Raw genomic sequence first — 25,434 nt, 5'->3', positions numbered from 1 at the left:
TTCAGTGAAGTCCGGCGAGTCGAAGCAGCAGGGACTTCACCTCGGTGGCCGCGAGGCGGCCGGACACGGCGCGGGGGGTGGAGCACAGAATGAGCGGACCTTCGGAGTCGCTCGTGGGGAGGCGGCCATGGCTGCCGCGAATAGGTGACGGATCGAGGGGCACGACCGCGAGCCGGTAGCGCATGCCGAGTTTCTTGCGGGCGATGGCCTTGGCCGCCTTGAGGCGTACATAGGGGTCGAGCGGGTCCATGAACAGCTCGACGGGGTCGTAGCCGGGTTTGCGGTGGATCTCGACGAGCTGCGCGAAATCGGGCGCTCGGGCGTCGTCGAGCCAGTAGTAGTACGTAAACCAGGCGTCCGGCTCGGCGACGGCGACGAGCTCGCCGGAGCGGGGGTGGTCGAGCCCGTGGGCCTTCTTGCCCTCGTCGTCGAGGAGCTGTTCGAGGCCGGGGAGGCCCTGGATTACCTCACGCACGGCCGCCATCTCCCCCGGGTCCTCCGGGCGGCGGACATACACATGGGCGAGCTGGTGGTCGGCGACCGCGAAGGCCCGGGAGGCCATCGGGTCCAGGTACTCCATGCCGTCCTGCGTGTGGACCTCCAGAAGGCCCGCGCGGCGCAGGGCGCGGTTGATGTCGACGGGCCGGTTCACCCGGGTGATGCCGTACTCGGACAGGGCGACGACGGTGCGGCCTTCGGCGCGGGCGTCGTCGAGGAGGGGAGCGACGGCCGCGTCGAGGTCGGCGGCGGCACGGTGGGAGCGCGGGGCGTCGGGGCCGAAGCGCTGCAGGTCGTAGTCGAGATGAGGGAGGTAGCAGAGGGCGAGATCGGGATGGCGGGTGCGCAGGATGTGACGGGTGGCGTCGACGATCCACTGGCTGGAGACGATGTCGGCGCCCGGGCCCCAGAAATGAAAGAGGGGGAATGTGCCGAATTTCTCGGTGAGTTCGTCGTGGAGGGCCGGGGGCCGCGTGTAGCAGTCGGGTTCCTTGCGGCCGTCGGCGTAATAGACGGGACGGGGGGTGACGGTGATGTCGGTGTCGGCGCCCATGGCGTACCACCAGCAGATATTGGCGACGGTGTAACCGGGATGGGCGCGGCGCGCCGCGTCCCAGAGCTTGTCGCCGGAGACGAGCCCGTTGTGCTGGCGCCACAGCAGGACGTCCCCGAGTTCGCGGAAGTACCAGCCGTTGCCCACGATGCCGTGTTCGGAGGGGAGGGTGCCCGTGAGGAAAGTGGACTGGGCGGCGCAGGTGACGGCGGGCAGGACGGTACCGAGCGGGGCCCGGGATCCATCCCTGGCGAGCGCCTTCAGCCGGGGCATGTGGTCGAGGAGCCGCGGGGTGAGACCGACGACGTCCAGGACCAGGAGGGGGGTGGGGCGCGCGTCGCTCATGGCAGTTCCTTGAGGCCGAGGTCGGACAGCAGGTCGCGGGCGAGGGCGAGTTCGGCGGCGATCTCCTCGGCGAGCCGGGCCCGGGTGCGGGGGCGCTGTTCGGGCGGGAGGGCCTGCCAGGTGTAGGTCTCGACCTCAAGGTGGCGGGTGCGCGGGTGCGGTTCGCCGACGAGCCGGGCCAGGGCGTCCTTCAGTACGGGAAGAGTGGAGGTGAGCGGCGGGGCGGGGGGTGCGTGCAGGGGGACGTGGAAGTGCGCCCGCCACGGAACGGTGTCGGGCAGGGCGTCGCCCGCGAGGGCCTCGGGCAGGTCGTCGGTACCGAGCAGGCCGGCGGCGGGCGGCTCCCCTGCTCGCGGCGGGCGGGGCAGGGCGCGGGTCTGGTGCAGGAAGCGGGGTTCGGCGAAGGCCGAGAGAGCTTCGCGCACCTCGGGCAGATGGGGGTGCTCGGCGTGCAGCGCGGCGGACAACTGGGCCTTGGGCAGTGGGATTCCGGCCGCGGTGAGGGCGTCCAGGGCGGACCCTGGTTCTTCGAAGGAGGTGGCGAGATGGCAGGTGTCGACGCAGACGCCGATGCGGGGACTTGAGAGGGCGGTGAGCGGCCCGATGGCATCGGCGGTGGTCTCGATCGTGCAGCCGGGCTCCGGCTCCAGGGCGATCCGGATGGACTTGCCGGTGAGTTCCTCGAGGGCGTCGAGCCGCTCGGCGAGGGTGCGGAGCGCGGTGTGGGCGCTCTTGGCCGCGGAGGTGTCGAAGGAGGTGCGCCAGGCGAGAGGGAGGGTGGAGAGGGAACCCTCGGTGACGTCGTCGGGAAGGAGGGCGGCGAGGAGGCGGGCAAGGTCGGTGGTGTGGGCGAGGCGCTCGGGACGGGTCCAGTCCGGCTGGTAGACGCGGTACTTGACCTCGTCGGCGCCGAAGCCCTCGTACGGGAAGCCGTTGAGGGTGACCACCTCCAGGCCGCGGCGGTCGAGTTCGGCGCGCAGTCCGCGCAGGGCGGCCGGGTCGTTGGTCAGGGTGTGCGCGGCGTCCTTGGCGAGCCAGAGGCCGATGCCGAGGCGGTCGCGCCCGAGGCGGCGGCGGACCGGTTCGCAGTGGTCGCGGAGCTGGGCGAGGACACCGTCGAGCGTCTCGGCCGGGTGGACGTTGGTGCAGTACGCAAGGTGGACGGTCGAGCCGTCGGGGTGGCGGAAGCGCATGGCCGGCCCGCCTCATTCCCCGCCGCGGAGGATGGAGTTGCCCTCGTGCAGGGCGGTCGGGGCGTCGGGCGCGGTACCGGGTGAGCCGGTGGGAGAAGGGAGATCGAGCTGGAGGCGGCCGCTGAGGCCGTAGAAGGCGACGGGGTTGCGCCACAGGACCTTGTCGACGTCGTCGTCGGAGAAGCCCGCGGCGAGCATGGCGTCGGCGACCTTGCGGGTCTTGAGGGGGTCGCTCCTCCCCCAGTCGGCCGCGGAGTTCACCAGCATCCGTTCGGTGCCGTGGCTCCTGAGGATGGCGACCATGCGGTTTTCGTCCATCTTGGTGTCGGGATAGATGGAGAAGCCGAGCCAGGCGCCGCTGTCGGCGGCCTCCTTGACGGTCGTCTCGTTGAGGTGGTCGAGGAGCACCCGTTCGGGGGCGAGGTCGGACTCGCGGACGACGTCGATGGTGCGCCGCAGCCCGGCGAGCTTGTCGCGGTGGGGAGTGTGCACGAGGGCGGGCAGGCCGTGGTCGGCGGCGAGCTGGAGCTGGGCGGCGAGGGCGGTGTCCTCGGCCGGGGTCATGGAGTCGTAGCCGATCTCGCCGACGGCGACGACGTTGTCCTTCACGAGATAGCGGGGCAGGGCGTCGAGGACGGGGGTGCAGCGGGGGTCGTTGGCCTCCTTGGGGTTGAGGGCGATGGTGCAGTGGTGGGCGATGCCGTACTGGGCGGCGCGGAAGGGTTCCCAGCCGAGGAGGGAGTCGAAGTAGTCGTAGAAGCCGGCCGCCGAGGTGCGGGGCTGGCCGAGCCAGAAGGAGGGTTCGACGAGGGCGCGGACACCGGCGTCGTACATCGCCTGGTAGTCGTCCGTGGTGCGGGAGGTCATGTGGATGTGCGGATCGAAGATGCGCATCAGGACTCCTCCGTGGGGGCGGTGAGGGCGAGGACGCGGTGGAGATCGGCGGGAACTGCCCGGCCGGCGGCGGTGCGTTCGGCGGCGTAGTCGCCGAGCATCCTGGCCAGTTCGGCATCGCGGTACGCGCGCTCGGCCAGGGCGGCCACGGCATCGACGGGGACGCCGGTGAAGAGGCACTTGAGGACGGCGTGCCGCCAGGCGTGCGGGTCGAGGTGGGAGGCGGCGTAGGGGCCGACGGCCGCGGCGAGCAGCCGGGTGTCGTTGGTGCGCAGGGCGTCCTCGACCAGGGGCAGTGCGTCGGGGCCCGTGACGAGGGAAGGGAGGGAGAGCAGGACGGCGCGGCGTTCGGCGGCGGAGCCCTGCCGGTAGAGGCGGGTGAGGATGTCCGTGTCGGCGTGGGCTCCGTGGAGGATCAGCGTACGGACGGCGTCGGCGTGTTCCTGGCCGCAGTGACGGCCTGCGGTGGCGAACCGGAGTTCCCACTCCGGGGCCTGGACCTTCGCCTCCGCGAGGGCCTGGTCGAGCCAGGCTCGGGCGGCGCCGCCGAGGGGCGGGGGCTGCGGGGGCCGGGTCAGCATGCGGGGGGTCCCTTCGGACGGAGGAAGTCGAGGGAGACGGCGGCCAGTTCGGGGCCGGCGTGGGAGTGACGGGGAAGTTCGACGACGGTCAGGCCCGGGTAGCCGGCGGCGGTCAGTTCGGCGAGGGCCTCCAGGACGGGCGGGAAGTCGATCTCCCCGTCACCGAAGGGGAGGTGCTCGTGGACACCTCGGCGCATGTCCTCGATCTGGATGTGCCGCACCCAGGGGGCGGCGTCCCGTATGCAGTCGGCGGGCGGGGCGGCCTCCAGGCACTGGCAGTGGCCGATGTCGAGGGTGAGGCCGAGCAGTCCGGGAGCGGGGTCGCCGAAGGTGCGGCGCAGGTGGTGGAAGTCGTCGAGGGTGGCGAGGAGGTGACCCGGTTCGGGTTCGATCGCGAGGGGGACGCCGGTGGCGGTCGCCGCGTCCAGCACGGGGGTCAGGGACTCCTCCAGCCGCTTCCAGGCGGTGTCGCGGGGCGTGCCGTGGGGCGTGACGCCGCTGAAGCAGTGGACGGCGTGCGCGCCCAGCTCGGCGGCGACCCGAACCGCCCGCACGAGGAGCCGGGTGCGGGCCGCGCGGCCGTCGGGGTCCGGGTCGAGCAGGGACGGGCCGTGTTTGCGGCGGGGGTCCAGCACATACCGGGCGCCGGTCTCGACGGTGACCCCCAGGCCCAGCTCGTCCAGACGCCGGGCGACCCGGGCAGTCCGGGCGGACAGTTCGGGGGCGAGCGGGTCGAGGTGCATGTGGTCGAGGGTGAGCCCGACGCCGTCGTAGCCGAGGTCGGCGAGGAGGGCGAGGGCGTCGTCGAGACGCAGATCGGTGAGCCCGTTGGTGCCATAGCCGAAGCGGATCGGAAGGGGGGCGGGGAGGGGGTGGGGGGCGGGGGAAGGGGAAGGGGCCGGGGTCATGTGGGGCTCACCTTTCGTGCGAGTGCCCTGGCGAGCGGGACGAGCCCCATGACGGCGAGCCCACAACCGAGCGCGCCGCGGCCGGCGGCGAGCGTGGCCTGGAGCGGGATCATGGCGCGGATTCCGCCACCGACGGCGCGCTGGGTGAGCGCGGGGGAAGGGTTGAGCGCGGCGTGCAGCAAGGGCTTGGCGGCGGTCGAGGCGTAGGTGGTGGCGAGGGCCGCGGTGAGCAGGCGGGCGGCAGACCGGCGTGGCGTGGCCTGCGGTGGTGTGGAATGCCGTGGTGGCGATGAGGGCACCGAAGCGGTCCAGGCCACCGCCGCGGCCGTCCCCAGGGCGGCGAGTGGCGCGAGGGTGGAGCCGCCCTGGGTCTCGTGGCGTGACACCGATGTCACCGCGTAGGTGTGGGCGCCCGTCAGGGCGGCCGGGAGGAGGGAGGAGCGCAGGCCCCCCGCGGGAGCGGGAGTGGTGGCGGTCGCGCCGAGGAGGAGGTCGAGCGCGCGGGCCGTGGCCATGGCCGCCGGGCCCGCCGGGGTGTGCTTGAGGTGGAGGTCGTACGCCCAGACGGTGGCCGCGAGCGTGGTGGCGACCGCCAGCGGGGCGCGGCCCGCCTTCGCTGCGAGGGCGAGGCCGGCCGCCGTCAGCGCGACCGATGCCGTGAGGGCGGCGCCGGGGGCGATGCGGCCGGAGGGGATCGGGCGGTGCGGCCGGTCGATGGCGTCCTCCTCGCGGTCCGCCCAGTCGTTGAGTGCCATGCCGGCCTCGTAGAGGCAGAGGGAGGAGCCGACGGCGAGGAAGGTGCCCCGTCCGGTGCGCGCGCCGACGGAGGCCGCCCCCGCCAGTGCGTCACCGGGAACGGTGAACAGGGCGGAAATGCGCAGAAGTTCCGCCCAGTCACGGGCCCTTGACCGAAGCCGGCCGAGCGGCGCGCTTTCGGCGGGGCCGGTGGGTGCAGCCGACAGCGCGCGCTGGTCGGGGCCGGTGGATCCGGCCGGCAGCGCGCGTTCGTCCGGGCCTGTGGATCCTGCCGGCAGCACCCCTTCGGCGAAGCCGAGGGGCCCGACGAGAGGCGCGCGCTCGGCGAGGCCGGTGGGTTCAGCTTGCACAGCACGTGCGTCGGGACCCACGGGTCCGGCAGACAGCCCGCGTTCGCCCGGGCCGGTGGGCCCGGCAAGCGGCCCGCGTTCGCCCGGGCCGGTGGGCACGCGGTCCCCCGGCCTCAACGCCCCTCCCCCAGCCGCGCCGCGAACTCGGCGAGCTGCCGGTACTGGTCCGCCAGCGCCGGTGAGCCTTCGCCGTCCGGGTCCTTGAAGTAGAAGCCGAGCTGCGGCAGCGGGCCGGACAGTCCCGCTTCGTGGGCCCGGGCCACCAGGCGCGCCAGGTCGAGAACGAGCGGGGCCGCCAGGGCCGAGTCGCAGCCCTGCCAGATCGTCTGGAGGATCATCCGCGAGCCGAGGAAGCCGTCGAAGGCGATGTGGTCCCAGGCCGTCTTCCAGTCGCCGAGCGCGGGGACGTCGTCGATGTGGACCTCGCCCTCGGGCGCGGTTCCGAGTGCGTCGGCGAGAACGCGTTCCTTCCCGGCGTTCTTGGCGGCCGCCGCGGCCGGATCGGCCAGCGCCGCTCCGTCCCCGCCGCCGAGGAGGTTGGTGCCCGACCAGGCCCGTACGGACAGTGCCCGCTGCACGAACATCGGGGCGAGGACGGAGCGGAGCAGTGTCTGGCCCGTCTTGCCGTCCCGGCCGGCGTGGGGAAGTCCGCTTGCCCGGGCGGCGTCGGAGAGGGACGGGTGGTGCATACCGGTGGAGGGGGTGAAGTTGACGTACGGGCAGCCGGCGCGGAGCGCTGCCGCCGCGTAGAGGGAGCTGGCGGGCAGTCGTGTGTCGTGCGGGCCCGGTGCCGGTTCGGTGGAGGCGACGTTCACCACGACGACGCGGGCGAGTGCGTGGCGTGCGGCGAAGGAGGTGATGTCGGCGGCGAACGCGGTGATCAGTTGCTGGTCGTCGCGGCCGTCGCCGGGCTGCGGGCCGCCGGTGGCGATCTCGGTGTTAACGGCGGCCAGTTCGTGGTGCACGGCTTTCGCCACGCCGTGCGGCAGGACGCCGCCGGCGGTGAGTTCCTCGGCCCTCTTCGGCAGCGGGCACGCCGCCGTGTCGTGTCCGCCGAAGACCAGGGACGAGAGTGGGGGCAGGTCCGCGGGGGCGAAGGGCGGTGTCTCGGTGACCATGCCGGTCGGCGGATGCAGCCCTGCGGTGACGGCCGCGCATCCCGCGACGGCCGTGGTGGCGACGGAGCCCCTCGCTCCGACGAACCAGACTCCGACTCGTGTTCCAGTGGTCACGACGCTGCCTCCTGTGTGCGGTGGAGACGGCGGGCGGGGGGTACGGCGCCTCCCCGCCCGCCGCCGGCTTTTTCCCGGCCCGGGCGCGCCCCTACGAGGGCAGCTCCCTGAGCTGGATGTTCCGGAAGGACACCTGGTCGTCGGCACCGTGGTTCTGGATGCCGATGTGACCGTCCTTCAGGCTGCGGGCCGGGTCGGTGTTGGTGAAGTCGTTGATCTTGACTCCGTTGAGGAAGACCTGGAGCCGTTCTCCCTGGACCCGGATCTCGTAGCTGTTCCACTGGCCGGGCGGCCTGAGTACCTGGTCGCGGGCCTTGATGTTGGCGGACTTGAAGCCGTAGACGGCTCCGGTCGTGCGGTCCGCCGCGTCGGTGGCGTCGATCTGGATCTCGAAGCCCTTGTTCACCGCCGACCAGGGGTCGTCGGATGCGGGGAAACCGACGAAGACACCGGAGTTGTCGTCACCGGCCATCTTCCAGTCGAGCTTCAGGGAGTACGAGGTCAGCTCCTTGGCCTGGTACCAGAGCATTCCCATACCGCCCTCGGAGCGCAGTTCGCCGTCGGCGACGTTGAATCCGCCGGGTCCGGCCTGCTTCCAGCCGTCGAGGGTGTGGCCGTTGAAGAGTGCGCGGTATCCGGTCTGCGGGGCGCAGTTCGCGGCCACCTGTCCGGTGGTGTAGCGCAGGCCGCCGAGCAGGTGCTGCCGGAAGGCGGGTTCGGCGTACGACTCCTTGGTGTGGCCGCCTCCGGTGTAGAAGGACCGGCCGCCCTGGTAACTCTGGCACCAGGCGATCGGGTGGTCGCCCTTCATCGTGCCGCCCTGATAGGTGGTTTCGTCGAGGGTGGCGAGGACGCGCGCCTTGTCGCGCGGATTGGTGCGGTAGTTGTACCACTCGTCGGTCCGCTCCCAGGCCTCGTCGAGGTGGGCGGTGGCGGGGTGGGCGTGGTCCTCGGCCCGGACCGTCGCCTGCTGGATCTGGGGGTGCGAGGAGAAGTACGCGCCGACGAGTCCGCCGTAGAACTCCCAGTCGTATTCGGTGTCGGCGGCGGCGTGTACGCCCATGTAGCCCCCGCCGGTGGCGACGTAGTTCTCGAAGGCGGCCTGCTGCTCGGCGTCGAGTACGTCGCCGGTCGTGGAGAGGAAGACGACGGTGTCGTACCGGGCGAGGTTGGCGGTGGTGAACTGGCGGGGTTCCTCGGTCGCGTCGACGGTGATGTCGCTGGAGGCGCCGAGTTCCTTGAGGGCGGTGATGCCGGCGGGGATGGAGTCGTGCCGGAAGCCGGCCGTCTTCGAGAAGACGAGGACGCGCTTGGCGGCGCGGTTCGCAGCGGTGCTGCTCAGCTCGAAGTCGTCGACGTCGTAGAGGGCGCCGGCGCCGCCCTTGAAGACCAGGAAGAGTTGGGTGGTCTTCCGGGGGACGGACCGGAGCGGTACGTCGATGTTCTGGAAGGTCTCCCAGCCTCCGGTGACCGGGACGGGTGCGGACCCGAGGAGGGTGCCGGTCGGCGATCCGGTCCGTACTTCCAGGAAGCCGCCCGCGCCGCCGGAGGAGATCCTGGCGGTGAGTTTGGTGGAGCCGGTGAGGTTGTACGGAGTGAAGGAGATCCAGTCGCCGTTGTCGATGTCGCCGACGGTCTTGCCGCCGTTGGCGGCGGTCTTGTCGTAGGTACGGATGCCGGACTGGGCGGAGAAGTGCTCGGCCTGCCGGTGGCGCGGCTGGAGCTGTGCCTGGTCGTGGCTGGTCAGCGCGGCCTGGCCGCCGCCTCCGCCGTCGGTGTACTCGGCGTCGAAGACTCCGAAGATGTTGGCGTTGGGGTCGTGGCCGCCGTCGGCCGAGGTTTTGATGGTGCCGGTGCAGCCGTTGGCGGAGGTGACCGGGTGGCCGTGGCTGTCGTGGCCGAGGACGTAGGTCACCTTGACCTTGGCGCAGTCGATCGTCCCGTCCTCGGGGTCGGTGACGGTCACCTTGAAGGGGATCTCGTCGCCGAAGGCGAAGAGCGCGCCTTCGGCGGGCAGGTCGAGGGTCACCTTGGGTGCGGTGTTGCCGACGACGACGTGGACGCTCGCGGAGCCGGTGCGCCCGGTGGAGTCCTTGGCGGTGACGGTCGCGGTGTAGGTGCCGTTGGTGCGGTAGGTGTGGGTGGGGTTGGGCTCCGTCGCTGTGGTGCCGTCGCCGAAGTCCCAAGTGTAGGTGAGGGTGTCACCGTCGGCGTCCGTGGTGCCGGCGGAGGAGAGCGCGACGCGCAGCGGGGCCTGGCCGGAGGTCTTGCCGGCGGCGGCCTCGGCGACCGGGGAGTGGCCGCCGGTGGCGTTCTCGATGCGGTAGAGCCCGGAGTTGTGGTCGCCGCCGAACCAGGCGGTGCCGTAGTCGAGGACGTACAGCGCGCCGTCGGGTCCGAAGGCCATGTCCATGATCTGGGTTCCGGTCCAGGGGACGGGGTTGATGGACTGGACGGTGCCGTCGGCGCCGCTTTCGATGCGCTTGATCCAGCGCCGGCCGAACTCGCCGGCGAAGAAGTCGCCGTCGTAGGACTCGGGGAACTTCACCGGGGACGTGGAGGCGGCGTCGTAGTGGTAGACCGGACCGCCCATGGGGGATTCGGAGCCGCTGCCGAACTCGGGTACGGAGCCGTCGTTGTAGGGGATCCAGGCGGGTTCGGCGGGCGGCAGGTCGACGAGGCCGGTGTTGTACGGCGAGTCGTTCTTCAGCGCCGCGCAGTCGAAGGTGGCTCCGGAGGCCTTGGTGGCGAAGTCGTAGTCGACGTAGGGGTCGTTCTTGCCGGTGCAGAAGGGCCAGCCGAAGTTGCCGGGCTTGGTCACGCGGGCGAATTCGACCTGTCCGGCCGGGCCGCGCTTGGGGTCGGCCGCGCCGGCGTCGGGGCCGTAGTCGCCGACGTAGAGCACACCGGTCTTCTTGTCAACGGTGAAGCGGAAGGGGTTGCGGAAGCCCATGGCGTAGATCTCGGGCCGGGTCTTGGCCGTGCCGGGGGCGAAGAGATTGCCGGCGGGGACGGTGTAGGAGCCGTCGTCGGCGACCTTGATGCGCAGAATCTTGCCGCGCAGGTCGTTGGTGTTGCCCGAGGTGCGGCGGGCGTCGTAGGCGGGGTTGCGGCCGGGGCGCTCGTCGATGGGGGTGTAGCCGTCGGAGGCGAAGGGGTTGGAGTCGTCTCCGGTCGACAGATAGAGATTGCCCTGGGCGTCGAAGTCGATGTCGCCGCCGACGTGGCAGCAGATGCCGCGGGTCGCCGGGATGTCGATGACCTTCTTCTCGCTGGCGTTGTCGAGGGTGCCGTCGGCTTTGAGGACGAAGCGCGAGAGACGGTTGACACCGTCGTACTTGGCGAAGTCGGCGGCCGTGCCCTCGTTGGGGGCGTCCCCCGCGGGGGTGTTCAGCGGGGGCGCGTAGTAGAGGTAGATGGCCTTGTTCCGGGCGAAGTCGGGGTCGAGTCCGATGCCCTGGAGGCCTTCCTCGTCGTGGGAGTAGACGGGGAGGGTGCCGATGACCTTGGTGTTGCCGGCCGCGTCGGTGCGGCGGAGTTCTCCGTTGCGGGAGGTGTGGAGCACGCTGCGGTCGGGGAGCACGGCGAGCGACATGGGCTCGCCGACCTCTTCGCCTCCCTTGGCGAGGGTGACTTGCTGGAATTCCTCGGCAGCCGCTGTCTCGGTGTCGGCGGCCACGCCCTGCGGGGCGCCGAGGGCGAGTGAGGTGACGGCGAGCAGTGTGCCGGTGAGGAGAGCGAGTGATTTCCGGGCTGGGATCCTTGTTCTGTGCACGAATGTCCTCCGGAAAGGGCCGGTGCTCGTACTGGGGGTCCCCCGGGCCCGTCGGGGCGTGGGGGAGGGTGTCCGGGGACCGGCGTGCGCCGTCACGCTGGTCTGCGCCTTGGTGTACAGGTGGCTTCGGGTCCTGCGGGTGTGCCTGGGTCGTGCGGGCCGTACGGGATGCCGATCGAGCTATGTCCTGTACACCTCAGGGACGGTAGCGGGGTTCGTCCCGCACGGAAAGCCCTTGTGCGCCAGTCTGGTTGAACTTTTCACAGCGGCAGGACAAAGCCGGGCGGGAGCAGGCCGGACCGGCCCGGTGGCGGTCTCGCCACCGGGCCCCTGCCTGCGCCTTCGGGTCAGTCGCCGCTGCCGAAGGCCGCGTCGAAGGATGCCGACGGAGGGTCGAAGTCGTACCGCTTGAGCGTGGAAAGCGCTTCCGGCGCGCCGGTAAGCCGGTCCATGCCGGCGTCTTCCCACTCCACGGAGACGGGCCCGTCGTAACCGACGGACCGCAGCATCCGGAAGACGTCCTCCCAGGGCACGTCGCCGTGCCCCGCGGAGACGAAGTCCCAGCCGCGCCGGGGGTCGCCCCAGGGCAGGTGCGAGCCGAGCCGGCCGTTGCGGCCGTCGAGGCGCTTGCGCGCCTCCTTGCAGTCGACGTGGTAGATCCGGTCCCGGAAGTCGTAGAGGAAGCCCACCGGGTCCAGGTCCTGCCAGACGAAGTGGCTGGGGTCGAAGTTGAGCCCGAAGGCCGGCCGTCGGTCGACCGCCGCCAAGGCGCGGTGTGTGGTCCAGTAGTCGTAGGCGATCTCGCTCGGGTGCACCTCGTGCGCGAACCGCACGCCCTCGGCGTCGAAGACGTCCAGGATCGGGTTCCACCGCTCCGCGAAGTCCTCGTATCCGCGCTCGATCATCCGCTCCGGCACCGGCGGGAACATGGCCACCAGATGCCAGATCGAGGAGCCGGTGAAACCGATGACGGTACGGACTCCGAAAGCGGCCGCGGCCCGCGCCGTGTCCGCGAGTTCGCGTGCCGCCCGGCGCCGGACGCCTTCGGCGTCGCCGTCTCCCCAGATCCGCGCCGGCACGATGGCCTGGTGGCGCTCGTCGATGGGGTGGTCGCAGACGGCCTGGCCGACCAGATGGTTGGAGATCGCCCAGCACTTCAGCCCGTACTTGTCGAGGAGCGCGCGCCGCCCGTCCAGATAGGACGGGTCGGACAGCGCCTTGTCGACCTCGAAGTGGTCGCCCCAGCAGGCGAGTTCGAGCCCGTCGTAGCCGAAGTCACGGGCGAGCCGGCAGACCTCCTCCAGGGGCAGGTCGGCCCACTGGCCGGTGAAGAGGGTGAAGGGACGTGGCACGGGTCTCCTCCTAGGCGGTGACGGGGGCCTGCCGGACGGCGGTCTTCACGCCGCCGGCCTGGGGGACGGGGGTGTAGACGGCATTCTTCTGCGCGCTCTCCTCGACGGCCGCGAGGACGCGCTGCACCCGCAGTCCGTCGGCGAACGACGGTTCCGGCGCGGTGCCCGAGGCGATGGCGAGGACCAGGTCACGGGCCTGGTGGGCGAAGGTGTGCTCGTAACCGAGCGCGTGACCCGGCGGCCACCACCCCTCCAGATACGGGTGGCCCGGCTCGGTCACCAGGATCCGCCGGAAGCCGGCGGAGGCGGCCGGCTCGGTGTGGTCGTGGAAGGACAGCTCGTTGAGCCGCTCCAGATCGAAGGCGAGGGAACCGTGCTCGCCGTTGATCTCCAACCGGAGGGCGTTCTTGCGGCCCGCGGCCATCCGGGTGGCCTCGAAGGACGCGAGGGCGCCCGAGGCGAGGCGGCCGGTGAAGAGGGCCGCGTCGTCGACGGTGACCGAGCCGTAGCCGCCGCCCGCCGTCGCGGACAGCCCGGCCGAGGCCCCGGCGAGCAGCGGCCGTTCCCGTACGAAGGTCTCGGTGAGCGCCGAGACGCCCACCACCGGCTCCCCCGCCAGGTACTGCGCGAGGTCCACGGCGTGTGCGCCCAGGTCACCGAGCGCTCCGGAGCCCGCGTGCTCCCGCTCGAGGCGCCAGGTCAGCGGAAAGGCCGGGTCGACCAGCCAGTCCTGGAGATAGGTGATCCGCACATGCCGCAGCGTGCCGAGCCGGCCTTCCGCGATGAGCCGGCGAGCGTACGAGATCGCCGGCACCCGACGGTAGTTGAAGCCGACCATGGCCACCTGGCCGCGCGCGGCGGCACGCTCGGCCGCGGCGGCCATCGCCTCGGCCTCCTCGACCGTGTTGGCGAGCGGCTTCTCGCACAGCACGTGCTTGCCCGCCTCCAGCGCGGCGATGGCGATCTCCGCATGGCTGTCACCGGGTGTGCAGATGTCGACGAGCCGCACGTCCTCCCGGGCGACGAGGTCGCGCCAGTCGGTCTCCGCCGCCGCCCAGCCGTGCCGGTCCGCCGCGGCGCGCACCGCCGCCGCGTCCCGCCCGGCGACGGCGGCGAGGACCGGCCGCACCGGCAGGTCGAAGACCCGGCCCACGGTGCGCCACCCCTGGGAGTGGGCCGCGCCCATGAACGCGTATCCGACCATGCCGACGCCGAGTGTCGGCGGGGCGTCCGCACTGTCCCTCTGTTCCATACGGATTCCTCCTCTTCGTGTGCGCCGCGGCCGCTCGGTGCGCGCCGCGGCGCCCTTGCACGGTGGGGGCGGGCAGGCCCGGTCAGCTGAAGCCGGTGGGCAGGTACTCGTCGACGTTGTCCTTGGTCACGACGGCGGAGTACAGGGTGATCGAGGCCGGGATCTCCAGCTCCGCCATCCCGCCCACGCCCTTCTTCTGGCCGAGCGAGCGCGCCAGGTCGATGGCGGACGCGGCCATCGTCGGCGGGTAGAGCACGGTGGCCTTGAGGACGCTGTTGTCGGCCTTGATGGCGTCCATGGCGGACTTGGCGCCGGCGCCGCCGACCATCAGGAAGTCGTTGCGGCCGGCCTGAGCGATGGCGCGCAGCGCGCCGACACCCTGGTCGTCGTCGTGGTTCCACAGGGCGTCGAACTGACTCTGAGCCTGGAGCAGTTGAGCCATCTTGGCCTGGCCGGACTCGACGGTGAAGTCGGCGGCCTGGCGGGCCACCTTGGTGATGTTGGGGTAGTTCTTCAGGGCGTCGTCGAAGCCTTGGGTGCGCTGCTTGGTCAGCTCCAGGCTGTCCATGCCGGCGAGTTCGATCACCTTGGCGTTCGGCTTGTCCTTGAGCTTCTCGCCGATGTAGCGGCCGGCGTTGAGGCCCATGCCGTAGTTGTCGCCGCCGATCCAGCAGCGGTAGGCCTGCGGGGAGGCGAAGACGCGGTCGAGGTTGATGACCGGGATGCCGGCCTTCATGGCCTGGAGGCCGACCTGGGTGAGCGCCTTGCCGTCGGCCGGCAGGATGACCAGGACGTCGACCTTCTTGTTGATCAGGGTCTGGATCTGGCCGATCTGGGCGGCGGTGTCGTTGGAGCCCTCGGTGATCTCCAGGGTCACTTCGGAGTACTTCTTCGCCCGCGCCTTGGCGTTCTCGTTGATGGCGTTGAGCCAGCCGTGGTCGGCCTGCGGGCCGGCGAAGCCGATGGTCACGGGGGTGCCGGGCTTGCCGTCGGCGGCCGGCGCGTTGCCGGCGGCCGGGGCCTTGCCCGCGGGCTCGTTGCTGGTGCAGGCGGTGAGGAGCGCTCCGGCGGAGACGGCGGCGGTGAGGGAGAACAGTCCTCTGCGGCTGGTTTCTGGCATGGCGGTGAGGCCCTTCGGGAGGAGTGCGGGCATGGGGCGGCGGCGGGGGTGGGGCGAGGGGTGTCAGACCTCGCCGTGGCGCGCGGTGCGGCGCTGGACCAGAACGGCGGCGACGATGATCGCGCCCTTGGCGATCTGCTGGACATCGCTCTGCAGATTGTTGAGCGCGAAGATATTGGTGATGGTGGTGAAGACGAGGACGCCGAGCACCGAGCCGACGATGGTGCCCCGGCCGCCGCTGAGCAGCGTGCCGCCGATGATCGCGGCGGCGATGGCGTCGAGTTCGTAAAGGTTTCCGTTGGTGTTCTGGCCGGAGCCGGACAGGACGATCAGCAGGAAGGCCGCGATGCCGCAGCACAGCCCGGACAGCAGATAGAGGTAGAGCCGCTGGCGGCGGACGTCGATACCGGCGAGACGCGCGGCTTCCGCGTTGCCGCCGACAGCGACCGTGCGGCGTCCGAAGGTGGTGCGGTTCAGAAGCAGCCAGCCGACGACGGTGACGGCGGCGAAGACCAGGACGAGCGGGGGTACCCCGAGCAGATAGGCATCGGGAATGCCGAGGTCGAGGACCGATTCGACGGTGACGATCTGGGTGCGGCCGTCGGTGATCTGAAGGGCGAGCCCGCGCGCGGAGGCGAGCATGGCCAGGGTGGCGATGAAGGGGACCATTCCGCCGTACGCGATGAGCAGCCCGTTGACCAGGCCGCAGGCAAGGCCCACGACGAGGGCGGTGAAGAGGATGCCGGCGAAGCCGTACTCCTGGGTGGCGACGGTGGTCGCCCATACGGAGGCGAGGGCGACGATCGCGCCGACGGACAGGTCGATTCCGCCGCTGGTGATGACGAAGGTCATGCCGACGGTGACGACACCGATGACCGACGCCTGGGTGAGGACCAGTTGGAGGTTGGAGGTGGCGAGGAACTCGGCGGGCCTGGTGAAGCCGCCGACCGCGATCAGCGCGGCGAGGACGCCCAGCAGGGAGAGGTTGCGGACATCGGCCTTCAGGCCCAGAGCGCGCCAACTTCCGTACTTCTGACTTGACTTGACGATCACTGTGGGCGCGTCCCGCTGCGCGGGAGAGGCAGGCTGCGTCATGACGTCGGGCTCCCTTCCATCACGAGGTCGAGTACGCGGTGCTCGTCGAGCTCCCCGGCGGGCGCCGTGTGCACGACCTGGCCCTCTCGGAGCACAAGGACGCGGTCGGCGAGGCCCAGCACTTCGGGGACCTCGCTGGACACCAGCAGGACCGCGAGTCCGTCGTCGGCCAGGCCGCGGATCACAGCGTAGAGCTCGGCCCGGGCGCCGACGTCGACGCCCCGGGTCGGCTCGTCGAGGAGCAGGACCCGGCAGCCGCGCAGCAGCCAGCGGGCGAGCACGGCCTTCTGCTGATTGCCGCCGGAGAGGGTACGGATGCGGGCGTCGGGGTTGTCGGGCCGCAGCGAGAGCTCGCGGGTGGCCCGCCGGGCGGCGTCGCGTTCGGCCTTCCGGTCGACCCAGCCCGCGCGGGCGAAGCGGGACATGGACGACACGGACACATTGCGGGTGACCGACTCCAGCATCAGCAGGCCCTGCGCCTTGCGTTCCTCGGGCGCGAGGCCGAGACCGGCGCGGACGGCGGCGCGGACGCTGCCGGGCCGAAGGGCCTTCCCGTCGACCAGGACGCGTCCGGCGGTGGCCTTGCGGGCTCCGTAGATCGTCTCCAGGACCTCGGAGCGTCCCGAGCCGACGAGTCCGGCGAGTCCGACGATCTCGCCGGGGCGCAGTTCCAGGTCGAGGGGGGCGAACTCGCCGTCGCGGGTGAGCCCTTCGACGGTGAGCACGGGGGCCGCGAGGGGGGCTGCGCGGGGCCGGCCCGGAAAGACGTACTCGACATTCCGACCGGTCATCATGGCAACGATGTCGCGTGTCGGTGTCTCTTTGGCGGAGAGGCCGACGGCGACGGCCCGGCCGTCCTTGAGGACGGTCACCCGGTCGCCGATCCGGCGGATCTCCTCCAGGCGGTGGGAGATGTAGACGACGGCGACGCCGTCGGCGGTGAGGCCGTCGACGATGCGGAAGAGGTTGTCGACCTCGTCGGGGTCGAGGGCCGCGGAGGGCTCGTCCATGACGATCAGGCGCACATCGTGGGAGAGCGCGCGGGCCATGGAGACGATCTGACGCTGAGCGGCGGAGAGTTCGCCGACGAGTCCGGCGGGGTCGATCTCGGGGTGGCCGAGCCGCTTGAGCAGGGCGGAGGTGGACGCCCTGGCCGCCCGGCCGCGTACGACGAATCCGGCGGCGGTCGGTTCATGGCCGAGGTGGACGTTTTCGGCGACCGACAGGCCCTCCACCAGGTCGAGTTCCTGGTAGATGGTGGCGATGCCGAGCCGCATGGCGGCGACCGGCGACCTGAGCCGGACGGGCTCGCCGCGCCAGGTGATGCGGCCGCCGTCGGGCTGATGTGCTCCGGCGAGCACCTTGATGAGGGTGGACTTGCCGGCGCCGTTCTGGCCGAGGAGGCAGTGGACCTCGCCTGCCTGGACCTCCAGGTCGACGCCGTCGAGGGCGCGTACACCGGGGAAGGACTTGGTGATGCCGGACATGGTGAGCAGGGGCGGTCCGGGGCGCGCGGGTGGTTCGGGGCGCGCGGCTGGTTCGGAGTGTGTGGTTGGTTCCGGGCGCGCGGGTGGTTCCGGGTGTGCGGGTGGTTCCGGGTGTGCGGGTGCTTCTGGTGCCATGGCGAATCCCCTCGGCGGGTGTGCGGCCGTGAGTGGGCAGGTGGTGCCAGGTGCGGGGGGTTGTGCGTGGCTGTGCGCTGCGGGGGGGGGCGTCGTGGGAGGGGGTCAGGCCGGTGAGAACAGATGGTCGCTGATGAGCCGGCCCGCGCCGATCACGCCGGCGACGGGCCCCAACTCCCCGAGCACGATGGGGAGATTTCCGGTGGCCAGGGGCAGGGACTGCCGGTAGACCTGGGTGCGGACACTGGCGAGCAGATTGTGGCCGAGGCCGGTGACCCCGCCGCCGATCACGACGAGGCCCGGGTTGAAGAAGCTGACGAGTCCGGCGATGACCTGGCCGACCCGGTTGCCGCCTTCCCGGATGAGGTCGAGGGAGGTGGCGTCACCGGCGGCCGCCGCGGCGGCGACATCGGCCGCGGTGAGCCGGCCGGCCTCCGCCAGGCGCGTGGCGAGTTCGTCGGAGCGGCCGCCGCGCGCCGCGTCCTCGGCGTCCCGGGCGAGCGCGGCCCCGCTGAAGTGGGCTTCCAGACAGCCCCTGTTGCCGCAGGCGCAGGCGCGGCCGTCGGGTTCGACCTGGATGTGCCCGATGTCGCCGGCGCTGCCCGTCGTACCGCGGTAGACCTGTCCGCCGACGACGATGCCGCAGCCGATACCGGTGCCGATCTTGACGCAGAGGAAGTCCCCCACGGAACGCGCGACGCCCGCGTGCTGCTCCCCCATCGCCATCAGGTTCACGTCGTTGTCGACCATGACGGGGCAGCCCAGTTCCTGGCTGAGGGCCTCCCGGACGGGGAAGCCGTCCCAGCCGGGCATGATCGGCGGGGCCACCGGAATGCCCTCGGGAAAGCGGACGGGGCCCGGGACGCCCACCCCGGCGCCGTCGAACTCCTCGGCGAGGCCGGAGGCACGGAGCTTGTTGGCCATCGAGAGCGCCTGCTCGAAGACGGCGACCGGGCCCTCGCGTACGTCCATCGGATGGTTGAGGTGTCCCAGTACCTCCAACTCGGCGTTGGTGACGGCGACATCGATGGAGGTGGCCCCGATATCGACGCCCAGGAAACGGAGTTCGGGCGCGAGCCGGATGTTGTGCGAGCGGCGCCCGCCGCGCGAGGCGGCGAGTCCGTCCGCGACGACCAGTCCGGTCTCCAGGAGCCGGTCGACCTCGACGGCGAGCTTGGAGCGCGAGAGGTCGATCTGATCACCCAGCTGGGCACGGGAGTTGGGGCCACCGTCGCGCAGCAGCCTGAGCAGTCGCGCCTGGTGTGCGTTGGCGGGTCGAGCCGTCATGCGTCTCACGTGCCCCTCCCCTGAGCCATGGTCCGTCGGGCTTTCGAGGGGAACGTAGCAGCGCTTTCCCGGAGTGGGAAGAAGTTGCGCAGCAATGCGTGCCAACTTTCCCCACACCCAGGACAAAGCCCCGCCCGGACCTCTCCCTCCCCGCCCTCGGGCGTCGCCCGTCAGCCCTTGTCGCGCTGGTGGTAGGTCGTGCGGGTGTGCTCGGTGTGCGCCCGCATGACCTCGGTGGCGCGCTGCTCGTCGCGGGCGGAGATGGCGGAGATCAGCTCGCGGTGCTCCACCCAGGACTGCTTGCCGCGCTGCCGGGCGACGGGGGTGTAGTACCAGCGGACCCGGCGGTCCACCTGCGCCGCCAGCCCGGCCAGGACGACGTTGCCGGCCAGTCGCATCACGGTGGCGTGGAACTCGGCGTTGGTCGCGACGGCCAGGTCGACGTCGCCGTCCGCCACCGCCCGCTCGCCCTTGGCGCAGAGCTCCTCGAGTACGGCGATCCCGTCGGTGCCGGAGTTGGCGGCGGCGAGCCGGGCGGCCTCCGCCTCCAGAAGGGTACGGACGGAGAGCAGCTGGTCCGCCTCCTCCTCGGTGGGCTCGTGGACGAAGGCACCCTGGGCCGGGCGGAGATCGACCCATCCCTCGGTGTTGAGCCGCTGCAGCGCTTCGCGCACGGGCTGGCGGGACACTCCGAGATGGAAGGCGAGTTCGCTCTCGACCAGGTGCTGGCCGGGCCGCAGAGCGCGCGTGGTGATCAGTTCGAGCAGTGCCTCGTACACGCGCTCACGCAGAGGCCCCGGTCGCTCCAGCTTCGGCACGGCACCTTGCGGCAGTCCTGCGGACGACATCGCGGTCCCCCTCATGCTCCTCGGAGACGCCAATCAGGAATTGGCTATTGTCTACAGTCTACCGAGAGCGATGGCGGCGAATACGTGCACGAGGTGCCGGGTCCCCGGGGCCCACAGGCCAACTGCCCACTAGGGCACCCGGACGACCTGCCCGGCGTACGAGAGGTTTCCGCCGAATCCGAACAGCAGGGCGGGGGCGCCGGAAACGAGCTCGCCGCGTTCGACCAGCTTCGAGAGCGCTATCGGGATCGAGGCGGCCGAGGTGTTGCCGGAGTCGATCACATCACGGGCGATGATCGCGTTGATGGCGCCGATCTTCTGGGCGACGGGCTCGATGATCCGCAGATTGGCCTGGTGCAGCACCACGGCGGCGAGGTCCTCGGGCGTGAGGCCGGCCCGCTCGCAGACCTTGCGGGCGATGGGCGGCAGCTGGGTGGTCGCCCAGCGGTAGACGCTCTGGCCCTCCTGGGCGAAGCGCGGCGGCGTGCCCTCGATGCGCACCGCGTGGCCCATTTCGGGGACCGATCCCCACAGGACCGGTCCGATCCCCGGCTCCTCGTCGGGGCCGGTGGCCTCGACGACCGCGGCGCCCGCGCCGTCGCCGACGAGCACACAGGTGGAGCGGTCGGTCCAGTCGACGATGTCGGCCATCTTGTCGGCCCCGATGACCAGGACACGGGCCGCGGAGCCCGCCCGTACGGCGTGGTCGGCGGTGGCCAGCGCGTGGGTGAACCCGGCGCAGACGACGTTGAGGTCCATCGTCGCGGGCGAGGTCATCCCGAGCCGGGCGGCGACCCGGGCCGCGGTGTTCGGCGAGCGGTCGATCGCGGTGGACGTGGCCACCAGGACGAGATCGACATCGGCCGGCGCGAGCCCGGCCGAGGCGAGGGCCTTGGCGCCGGCATGCGCCGCGAGCTCGTCCACCGGCTCGTCCGGTCCCGCGATGTGGCGGGTCTTGATGCCGACGCGGCTGGTGATCCACTCGTCGCTCGTGTCGACCATGGCCGCCAGATCCGCGTTGGTGAGCACCTTGGCGGGCTGGTAGTGCCCGAGCGCGGCGATACGAGTGCCCGTCATGCTCGGGACCCCCTTTGATCGGCTTTGACGTCGTGATGGCTTTGACGCCATGAGCCCTCCAGTGTCGTCAGCGACTGATGGGTAACCGGGCGCGTAAACCACCAAGATTCCCGAGCGCCTGTTGGAGACTCCGCGACATCTCCGGGCAGGGCGGGCGCCGTCGCCGCTGTCAGAACCCTTGCCCGACCCCACTCCATACTGCAGACAATATTTCGTCGACAAAGTGAGTTCCCGCCTTCCTGCCGGTCCCTTGCGGTTCCCTCAACCGAACGGAGACCCCTCTCGTGAAGGTCGCAGTCCTCGGCGCCGGTGCGATCGGCGCCTGTGTCGGAGCCGCGCTGGACCGCGCGGGCGCCGACGTCCACCTCATCGCGTGTGGACCGCATCTCGCGGCCACGAGGCAGCACGGCGTACGGGTCCTCACCGCGTGGGGACTTCACCGCCCGGGTCCACGCCACCGACGACCCCGCCCAGGTCGGCCCTGTGGACTAGGTGCTCCTCGGCCTCCAGGCCAACTCGTACGCGGCGTGCGGACCGCTGATCGAACCCCTGCTCCACGGCACCACGGCGGTGGTCGCCGCGCAGAACGGAATCTCTGGTGGTACCTCCACCGCCACGGCGGCCCTTACGACGGGCAGCGCGTGGAGAGCGTCGATCCCGGCGGAGCGGTCAGCGCCGTTCTGGCCCCCGAGCGGGCGATCGGCTGCGTCGTGTACGCCGCCACAGAACTCGAAGCGCCCGGTGTCGTACGGCACTTGGAGGGCACGCGGTTCTCGGTCGGAGAGCCGGACCGGTCGCTGTCCGAGCGGTGCCTGCGCTTCGCCGGGGCCCTGCGCGACGGCGGTCTCAAGTGCCCCGTCGAGCCCGACCTCCGCAAGGACATCTGGATCAAGCTCCTCGGCAACATCTCCTTCAACCCGATGAGCGCACTCTCCCGGGCCCGCATGCGGCAGATGTGTCTGCACGACGGAACACGCCGGGTCATCGAGTTGATGATGAACGAAACTCTCCGCGTCGCCGAGGCCCTCGGCTGCAGCCCGACATCTCCGTCGGACGGCGCCTCGCCGGCGCCGTCTCACCCTGCACGTGCAGGACAATGAGATCGTCAAGGTCACCTCGCCGCACGACAACCGGTGACCCACGGCAACCTCTGCATCAAGGGCCGTTTCGGCTTCCAACACGTACAGGAACGGGTGTAGCCACCATGGGACGGGTCACCGAGCGACGGCGCGTCATCCGGATCCGCGACGGGGCGGTCACCACCCGCCCCGACACGCTCGTCGCCGAGGAGCCGCTGGAGATCCGGCTGAACGGGAAGCCCCTGGCCATCACCATGCGGACGCCGGGCGACGACTTCGCGCTCGCGGCGGGGTTCCTGGTCAGCGAGGGCGTCCTCGGCGCCGCCACTGACGTACGGAACATCGTCTACTGCGCCGGCGCCACGGTGGACGGGTCGAACACGTACAACGTGGTGGATGTGCAGCTCGCGCCGGATGTCGTCGTCCCCGACATCACCCTGGAGAGGAACGTCTACACCACGTCCTCGTGCGGTCTGTGCGGCAAGGCCAGTCTCGACGCCGTACGCACCACGACGCGCTTCCCGATCGCCGACGCTCCCCCGGTCCGGGTCACGCCCGCGCTGCTCGCCGGCCTCCCCGACCGGCTGCGGGCGGCGCAGCGGGTCTTCGACCGGACCGGGGGTCTGCACGCGGCCGCGCTGTTCTCGGAGTCGGGCGAACTGCTCGACGTCCGGGAGGACGTCGGCCGGCACAACGCCGTGGACAAGCTGGTCGGGCGGGCGCTGCGGGAGGACCTGCTGCCGCTGGACCGGGCGGTCCTGCTGGTGTCCGGCCGCGCGTCGTTCGAACTCGCGCAGAAGGCGGTGATGGCGGGGATCCCGGTACTGGCGGCGGTGTCGGCGCCGTCGTCACTGGCGGTCGACCTGGCCGCCGAGACGGGGCTGACACTGGTCGGTTTTCTGCGCGGCCGGGACATGAACGTGTACGCGGGCGAGCACCGGATCGCCTTGGAGGCGACTGCCTCCAAGGCCTGACGGTGCCCGCCCGGCTCACGGGTGAGGGCCCCCACGCCCGTCGGGGCGCAGGTGGGGAGCGGGCCGGCCGTCGGGGAGCGCCCCCTGCGCCGGCCGGCGCCGCGCCCGGGGCCGGCCGCGGCCCGCGCTACGGGCGGGGCGGGTCGATCATCTGGAGGGCGAGGGTGGCCGGGGGGTCGGTGACCCCGGGGCCGCCGGCTTCCGTCCACGCCAGGATGTCGTCGAGGACGTCGTCGTCGAGGGTGAAGCCGATCCAGGCGGCGCGGGCGCCGCGGCGGCGGCCCTCGGTGGAGGGCTGGACGACGACGATGTTCGCCTGGCCGCAGGGGCCGAGGCAGTCGCTCGTACGGACCGCGAGCCGGCCGCCCGAGGCCCCGGCCGCCTCGCGGAGCCTTGCCAGCTGGCCGGCGTGGTCGGTGCCGGGGTGCTTACGGGCGTCGCCGCAGCAGCAGCCGCGGCAGACGACGAGCGAGCAGGGGCGCGCGGCCCCGGGACGTATCCAGGTGCGGGTCATGCGGGGCGGCCCAGGGTGATCGCCGAGGCCGGTGCGACGGTCCCCAGGCGCGGGAAGTCGAGGGTGACGGAGGCCTGGTGTTCCTCGGCGGTGAAGGCGGCCATCGCGTCCGCGGCGAAGACCAGGTCGTAGCCGAGGTCGGCCGCGGCCCTGGCGGTGGACTCGACGCCGAGGTTGGTGGCGATCCCCCCGAACACCAGCGTGGTGACGCCGCGTTCGGCGAGCAGGTCGTGCAGGCCCGTGTCCTGGAATCCGCCGATGGTGCGCTTGACCACCACGAGGTCGCCGTCGTGGGCGAGTTCGGCGACGAGCCCGCTGCCGGGCGGCTGTGTGTCGACGTTCGGCCGCTCCACCCGGACGAGGACGACGGGCGCCCCGGCGTCGCGGAACCGTCCGGCCAGCCGGGTCGCGGTGGCAACGACGTCGTCCCCGCTGCGCGGGGCGAGCGGCAGGGCGACGATGCGCTCCATCAGGTCGACGAGGACGAGCGCGGTGTGGGCGGGATCGAGTACGGGCGGGGCGTCTACGGGCATGGCGCCACCCTATGGGTCCGCGTGATCCACTGGCCCGGCGTGGCGGTGTGGCGTCAGTCGCAGGGGGCGTCGGGGTCGGCGATACGGCGCAAGAGGTCGAGGAAGTGCGCACGCTGCGCCGGGGGCAGGGGCGCGAGGAGTTCCTCGTTGTCGCGGTCCGCAACGGCCTCGCAGCGGCGGAGGCGCCGGGCGCCCGCCGGGGCGAGGGTGATGGCGCCCCGTACCGGCGTCGGCAAGGTCGTCCTCACCCCCTGAGGGCGGCGCTCAGCTCCTGGCCGTCACCGCGCCCCGGACCACCGGACCGGAGCCGGACGACGACGCGGGAGCTGCTGAGCCCTCGGACCCACCGGAGTCCCCGGTCCTTCCAGAGCCCCCGGACTCCCCGGAAGCATCCGTGCCTTCGGGGTCGCGGGAGCGGCGCTTGGCGATGACCGCGCACACCATCAGCTGCATCTGGTGGAACAGCATCAGCGGCAGCACGGCGAGCGCGGCCTGCGCCCCGAACAGCACGCTCGCCATCGGCAGGCCGGCCGCCAGGCTCTTCTTGGAGCCCGCGAACTGGATCGCGATCCTGTCGCCGCGGCCGAAGCCGAGGCGCTTGGAGCCGTACCAGGTCAGCGCCAGCATCGCGGCGAGCAGCACCGCCTCGACGCCGACCAGCGCGGCCAGCCGCCCGGGGGTCACCTGGTGCCAGATGCCCGCGACCATGCCCTGGCTGAACGCGGTGTAGACGACCAGCAGGATCGAGCCCCGGTCGACGTATCCGAGGACCTTCTTGTGCCGGACCAGGAACCCGCCGACCCAGCGCCTCACCAGCCGGCCCGCCATGAACGGCACCAGCAGCTGGAGCACGATCTTCAGCAGGGAGTCTGCCGAGAAGCCCCCGGCGCTGCCCCCCAGGAGCAGCGCGGCCAGCAGCGGCGTGAGCACGATGCCCGCGAGGCTGGAGAAGGAGCCGGCGCAGATCGCCGCGGCGACATTGCCCCGGGCGATGGAGGTGAAGGCGATCGACGACTGGATCGTCGACGGCACCAGGCAGAGGAACAGCAGACCGCTGTGGAGCTGGGGTGTCAGCACGGTGGGCACGAGTCCCCACGCGGCGAGCCCGAGCAGGGGGAAGACCGCGAAGGTGCAGACGAGGACGGTCAGGTGGAGCCGCCAGTGCTTCAGCCCGTCCATGGCCTCGCGCGTCGACAGCCGCGCGCCGTACAGGAAGAACAGCAGCGCGATCGCCCCGGTCGAGGCCCCGTCGGCCACCTCGGCGGCCGCCCCGGAGGCGGGCAGCAGCGCCGCGAGGACCAACGTGCCGAGGAGCGCGAGTATGTATGGATCGACGGGCAGCCAGGACAGCGGCGGGGACGTGCGGCGGCTCATGTGCGCGGGGGCTCCATCGGATTCGGTGCGTGGTGCGTGGTGCGGTGTGCGGTGACGCCGTATGTGGTGCGCGCCGAGTGCGGTGACGCGGCGGGCGGTGCGCGCGGGTGCGTCGTGCCGGAGTCGTGGCCTCCCCATCGTGCTCCTTCTCCCCGTGATCGGGAATCCCGTACGCAGCTCTGACTGTCATCACGATTCGCGATAGCGGGTCTACCGTGGAGG

General features: G+C 71.7%; 21 protein-coding genes and 2 pseudogenes. 3 read left to right on the top strand and 20 right to left on the bottom strand.

The genetic code is table 11. The annotated features are described in order from the left end of the window. Position 1 precedes the first annotated feature (1 nt). The 16 genes from ACZ5VC_RS19545 to ACZ5VC_RS19470 form a co-directional block, all read right to left on the bottom strand. Positions 2-1,396: a nucleotide pyrophosphatase/phosphodiesterase family protein gene (locus ACZ5VC_RS19545; RefSeq protein ID WP_469121260.1), complete on the bottom strand. Its 1,395-nt coding sequence runs from the start codon at positions 1,394-1,396 to the stop codon at positions 2-4. After that, positions 1,393-2,589, bottom strand: coding sequence for a metabolite traffic protein EboE (gene eboE, locus ACZ5VC_RS19540; RefSeq protein WP_469121259.1), 1,197 nt, complete (start codon positions 2,587-2,589; stop codon positions 1,393-1,395). Before eboE ends, ACZ5VC_RS19545 begins: the two co-directional genes overlap by 4 nt. Positions 2,590-2,601: 12 nt before the next feature. Further along, positions 2,602-3,483, bottom strand: a complete 882-nt coding sequence (locus ACZ5VC_RS19535; protein WP_469121258.1) for a TatD family hydrolase — start codon at positions 3,481-3,483, stop codon at positions 2,602-2,604. After that, positions 3,483-4,064 carry an EboA domain-containing protein gene (locus ACZ5VC_RS19530; protein ID WP_469121257.1) on the bottom strand — a complete coding sequence of 194 codons (582 nt, stop codon included), beginning with the start codon at positions 4,062-4,064 and terminating at the stop codon, positions 3,483-3,485. The genes ACZ5VC_RS19535 and ACZ5VC_RS19530 overlap by 1 nt, the downstream gene beginning before the upstream one ends. Beyond that, complete coding sequence (locus ACZ5VC_RS19525; RefSeq protein WP_469121256.1) at positions 4,058-4,972, bottom strand: sugar phosphate isomerase/epimerase family protein; 915 nt, start codon at positions 4,970-4,972, stop codon at positions 4,058-4,060. The genes ACZ5VC_RS19530 and ACZ5VC_RS19525 overlap by 7 nt, the downstream gene beginning before the upstream one ends. Further along, on the bottom strand, positions 4,969-6,078 hold the full coding sequence (locus ACZ5VC_RS19520; RefSeq protein WP_469121255.1) for an SCO3242 family prenyltransferase: 1,110 nt from the start codon (positions 6,076-6,078) through the stop codon (positions 4,969-4,971). The genes ACZ5VC_RS19525 and ACZ5VC_RS19520 overlap by 4 nt, the downstream gene beginning before the upstream one ends. 113 nt (positions 6,079-6,191) lie before the next feature. Beyond that, complete coding sequence (locus ACZ5VC_RS19515) at positions 6,192-7,310, bottom strand: inositol-3-phosphate synthase (RefSeq protein WP_469121254.1); 1,119 nt, start codon at positions 7,308-7,310, stop codon at positions 6,192-6,194. Between the two features lie 91 nt (positions 7,311-7,401). Beyond that, a complete protein-coding gene (locus ACZ5VC_RS19510) occupies positions 7,402-11,085 on the bottom strand; it encodes a ThuA domain-containing protein (protein ID WP_469121253.1) in 3,684 nt (1,227 codons plus the stop codon). A 347-nt stretch (positions 11,086-11,432) separates the two neighbouring features. Beyond that, the gene (locus ACZ5VC_RS19505) at positions 11,433-12,437 is read right to left on the bottom strand and encodes a sugar phosphate isomerase/epimerase family protein (RefSeq protein ID WP_469121252.1); all 1,005 of its coding nucleotides are present in this window, start codon (positions 12,435-12,437) and stop codon (positions 11,433-11,435) included. A gap of 10 nt (positions 12,438-12,447) precedes the next feature. After that, positions 12,448-13,689, bottom strand: coding sequence for a Gfo/Idh/MocA family protein (locus tag ACZ5VC_RS19500; RefSeq protein ID WP_469121251.1), 1,242 nt, complete (start codon positions 13,687-13,689; stop codon positions 12,448-12,450). Positions 13,690-13,771: 82 nt separating this feature from the next. After that, entirely contained in the window at positions 13,772-14,809 is a 1,038-nt protein-coding gene (locus tag ACZ5VC_RS19495) for a substrate-binding domain-containing protein (RefSeq protein ID WP_469121250.1), read from the bottom strand. Positions 14,810-14,872: 63 nt separating this feature from the next. Continuing rightward, positions 14,873-15,904 carry an ABC transporter permease gene (locus ACZ5VC_RS19490; protein ID WP_469121249.1) on the bottom strand — a complete coding sequence of 344 codons (1,032 nt, stop codon included), beginning with the start codon at positions 15,902-15,904 and terminating at the stop codon, positions 14,873-14,875. After that, positions 15,901-17,391: a sugar ABC transporter ATP-binding protein gene (locus ACZ5VC_RS19485; protein WP_469121248.1), complete on the bottom strand. Its 1,491-nt coding sequence runs from the start codon at positions 17,389-17,391 to the stop codon at positions 15,901-15,903. Before ACZ5VC_RS19485 ends, ACZ5VC_RS19490 begins: the two co-directional genes overlap by 4 nt. A gap of 240 nt (positions 17,392-17,631) precedes the next feature. Continuing rightward, positions 17,632-18,813, bottom strand: coding sequence for an ROK family transcriptional regulator (locus ACZ5VC_RS19480; protein ID WP_469121247.1), 1,182 nt, complete (start codon positions 18,811-18,813; stop codon positions 17,632-17,634). 170 nt (positions 18,814-18,983) lie between these two features. Next, positions 18,984-19,661 (bottom strand): GntR family transcriptional regulator, encoded by a 678-nt coding sequence (locus ACZ5VC_RS19475; RefSeq protein ID WP_469121246.1) that lies wholly within the window; start codon positions 19,659-19,661, stop codon positions 18,984-18,986. A gap of 129 nt (positions 19,662-19,790) precedes the next feature. Further along, positions 19,791-20,738, bottom strand: a complete 948-nt coding sequence (locus ACZ5VC_RS19470) for a beta-ketoacyl-ACP synthase III (protein WP_469121245.1) — start codon at positions 20,736-20,738, stop codon at positions 19,791-19,793. 284 nt (positions 20,739-21,022) lie between these two features. On the opposite strand from ACZ5VC_RS19470, the pseudogene ACZ5VC_RS19465 reads away from it, so the two are divergent. The 3 genes and pseudogenes from ACZ5VC_RS19465 to fdhD form a co-directional block, all read left to right on the top strand. After that, a pseudogene (locus ACZ5VC_RS19465) lies at positions 21,023-21,810 on the top strand (2-dehydropantoate 2-reductase); the annotation flags it as partial. Positions 21,811-21,812: 2 nt separating this feature from the next. Beyond that, positions 21,813-21,937: pseudogene (locus ACZ5VC_RS19460) on the top strand (2Fe-2S iron-sulfur cluster-binding protein); the annotation flags it as partial. A gap of 5 nt (positions 21,938-21,942) precedes the next feature. Beyond that, positions 21,943-22,791, top strand: a complete 849-nt coding sequence (fdhD, locus tag ACZ5VC_RS19455; RefSeq protein ID WP_469121244.1) for a formate dehydrogenase accessory sulfurtransferase FdhD — start codon at positions 21,943-21,945, stop codon at positions 22,789-22,791. A gap of 127 nt (positions 22,792-22,918) precedes the next feature. Here the strand turns inward: fdhD and ACZ5VC_RS19450 are convergent, their stop codons facing one another. The 4 genes from ACZ5VC_RS19450 to ACZ5VC_RS19435 are packed head-to-tail and all read right to left on the bottom strand — an operon-like array spanning position 22,919 to position 25,212. Beyond that, positions 22,919-23,305, bottom strand: coding sequence for a (2Fe-2S) ferredoxin domain-containing protein (locus ACZ5VC_RS19450; RefSeq protein ID WP_469121243.1), 387 nt, complete (start codon positions 23,303-23,305; stop codon positions 22,919-22,921). Continuing rightward, positions 23,302-23,838, bottom strand: coding sequence for an isochorismatase family protein (locus ACZ5VC_RS19445; protein WP_469121242.1), 537 nt, complete (start codon positions 23,836-23,838; stop codon positions 23,302-23,304). The genes ACZ5VC_RS19450 and ACZ5VC_RS19445 overlap by 4 nt, the downstream gene beginning before the upstream one ends. A gap of 53 nt (positions 23,839-23,891) precedes the next feature. Further along, the gene (locus ACZ5VC_RS19440) at positions 23,892-24,074 is read right to left on the bottom strand and encodes a hypothetical protein (protein WP_469121241.1); all 183 of its coding nucleotides are present in this window, start codon (positions 24,072-24,074) and stop codon (positions 23,892-23,894) included. Positions 24,075-24,102: 28 nt separating this feature from the next. Then, complete coding sequence (locus ACZ5VC_RS19435) at positions 24,103-25,212, bottom strand: bile acid:sodium symporter family protein (RefSeq protein WP_469121240.1); 1,110 nt, start codon at positions 25,210-25,212, stop codon at positions 24,103-24,105. Positions 25,213-25,434 lie beyond the last annotated feature (222 nt).

It is taken from the genome of Streptomyces sp. NPDC033174 (assembly GCF_055577795.1).
This window is presented reverse-complemented; position numbering and strand designations above follow the sequence as displayed.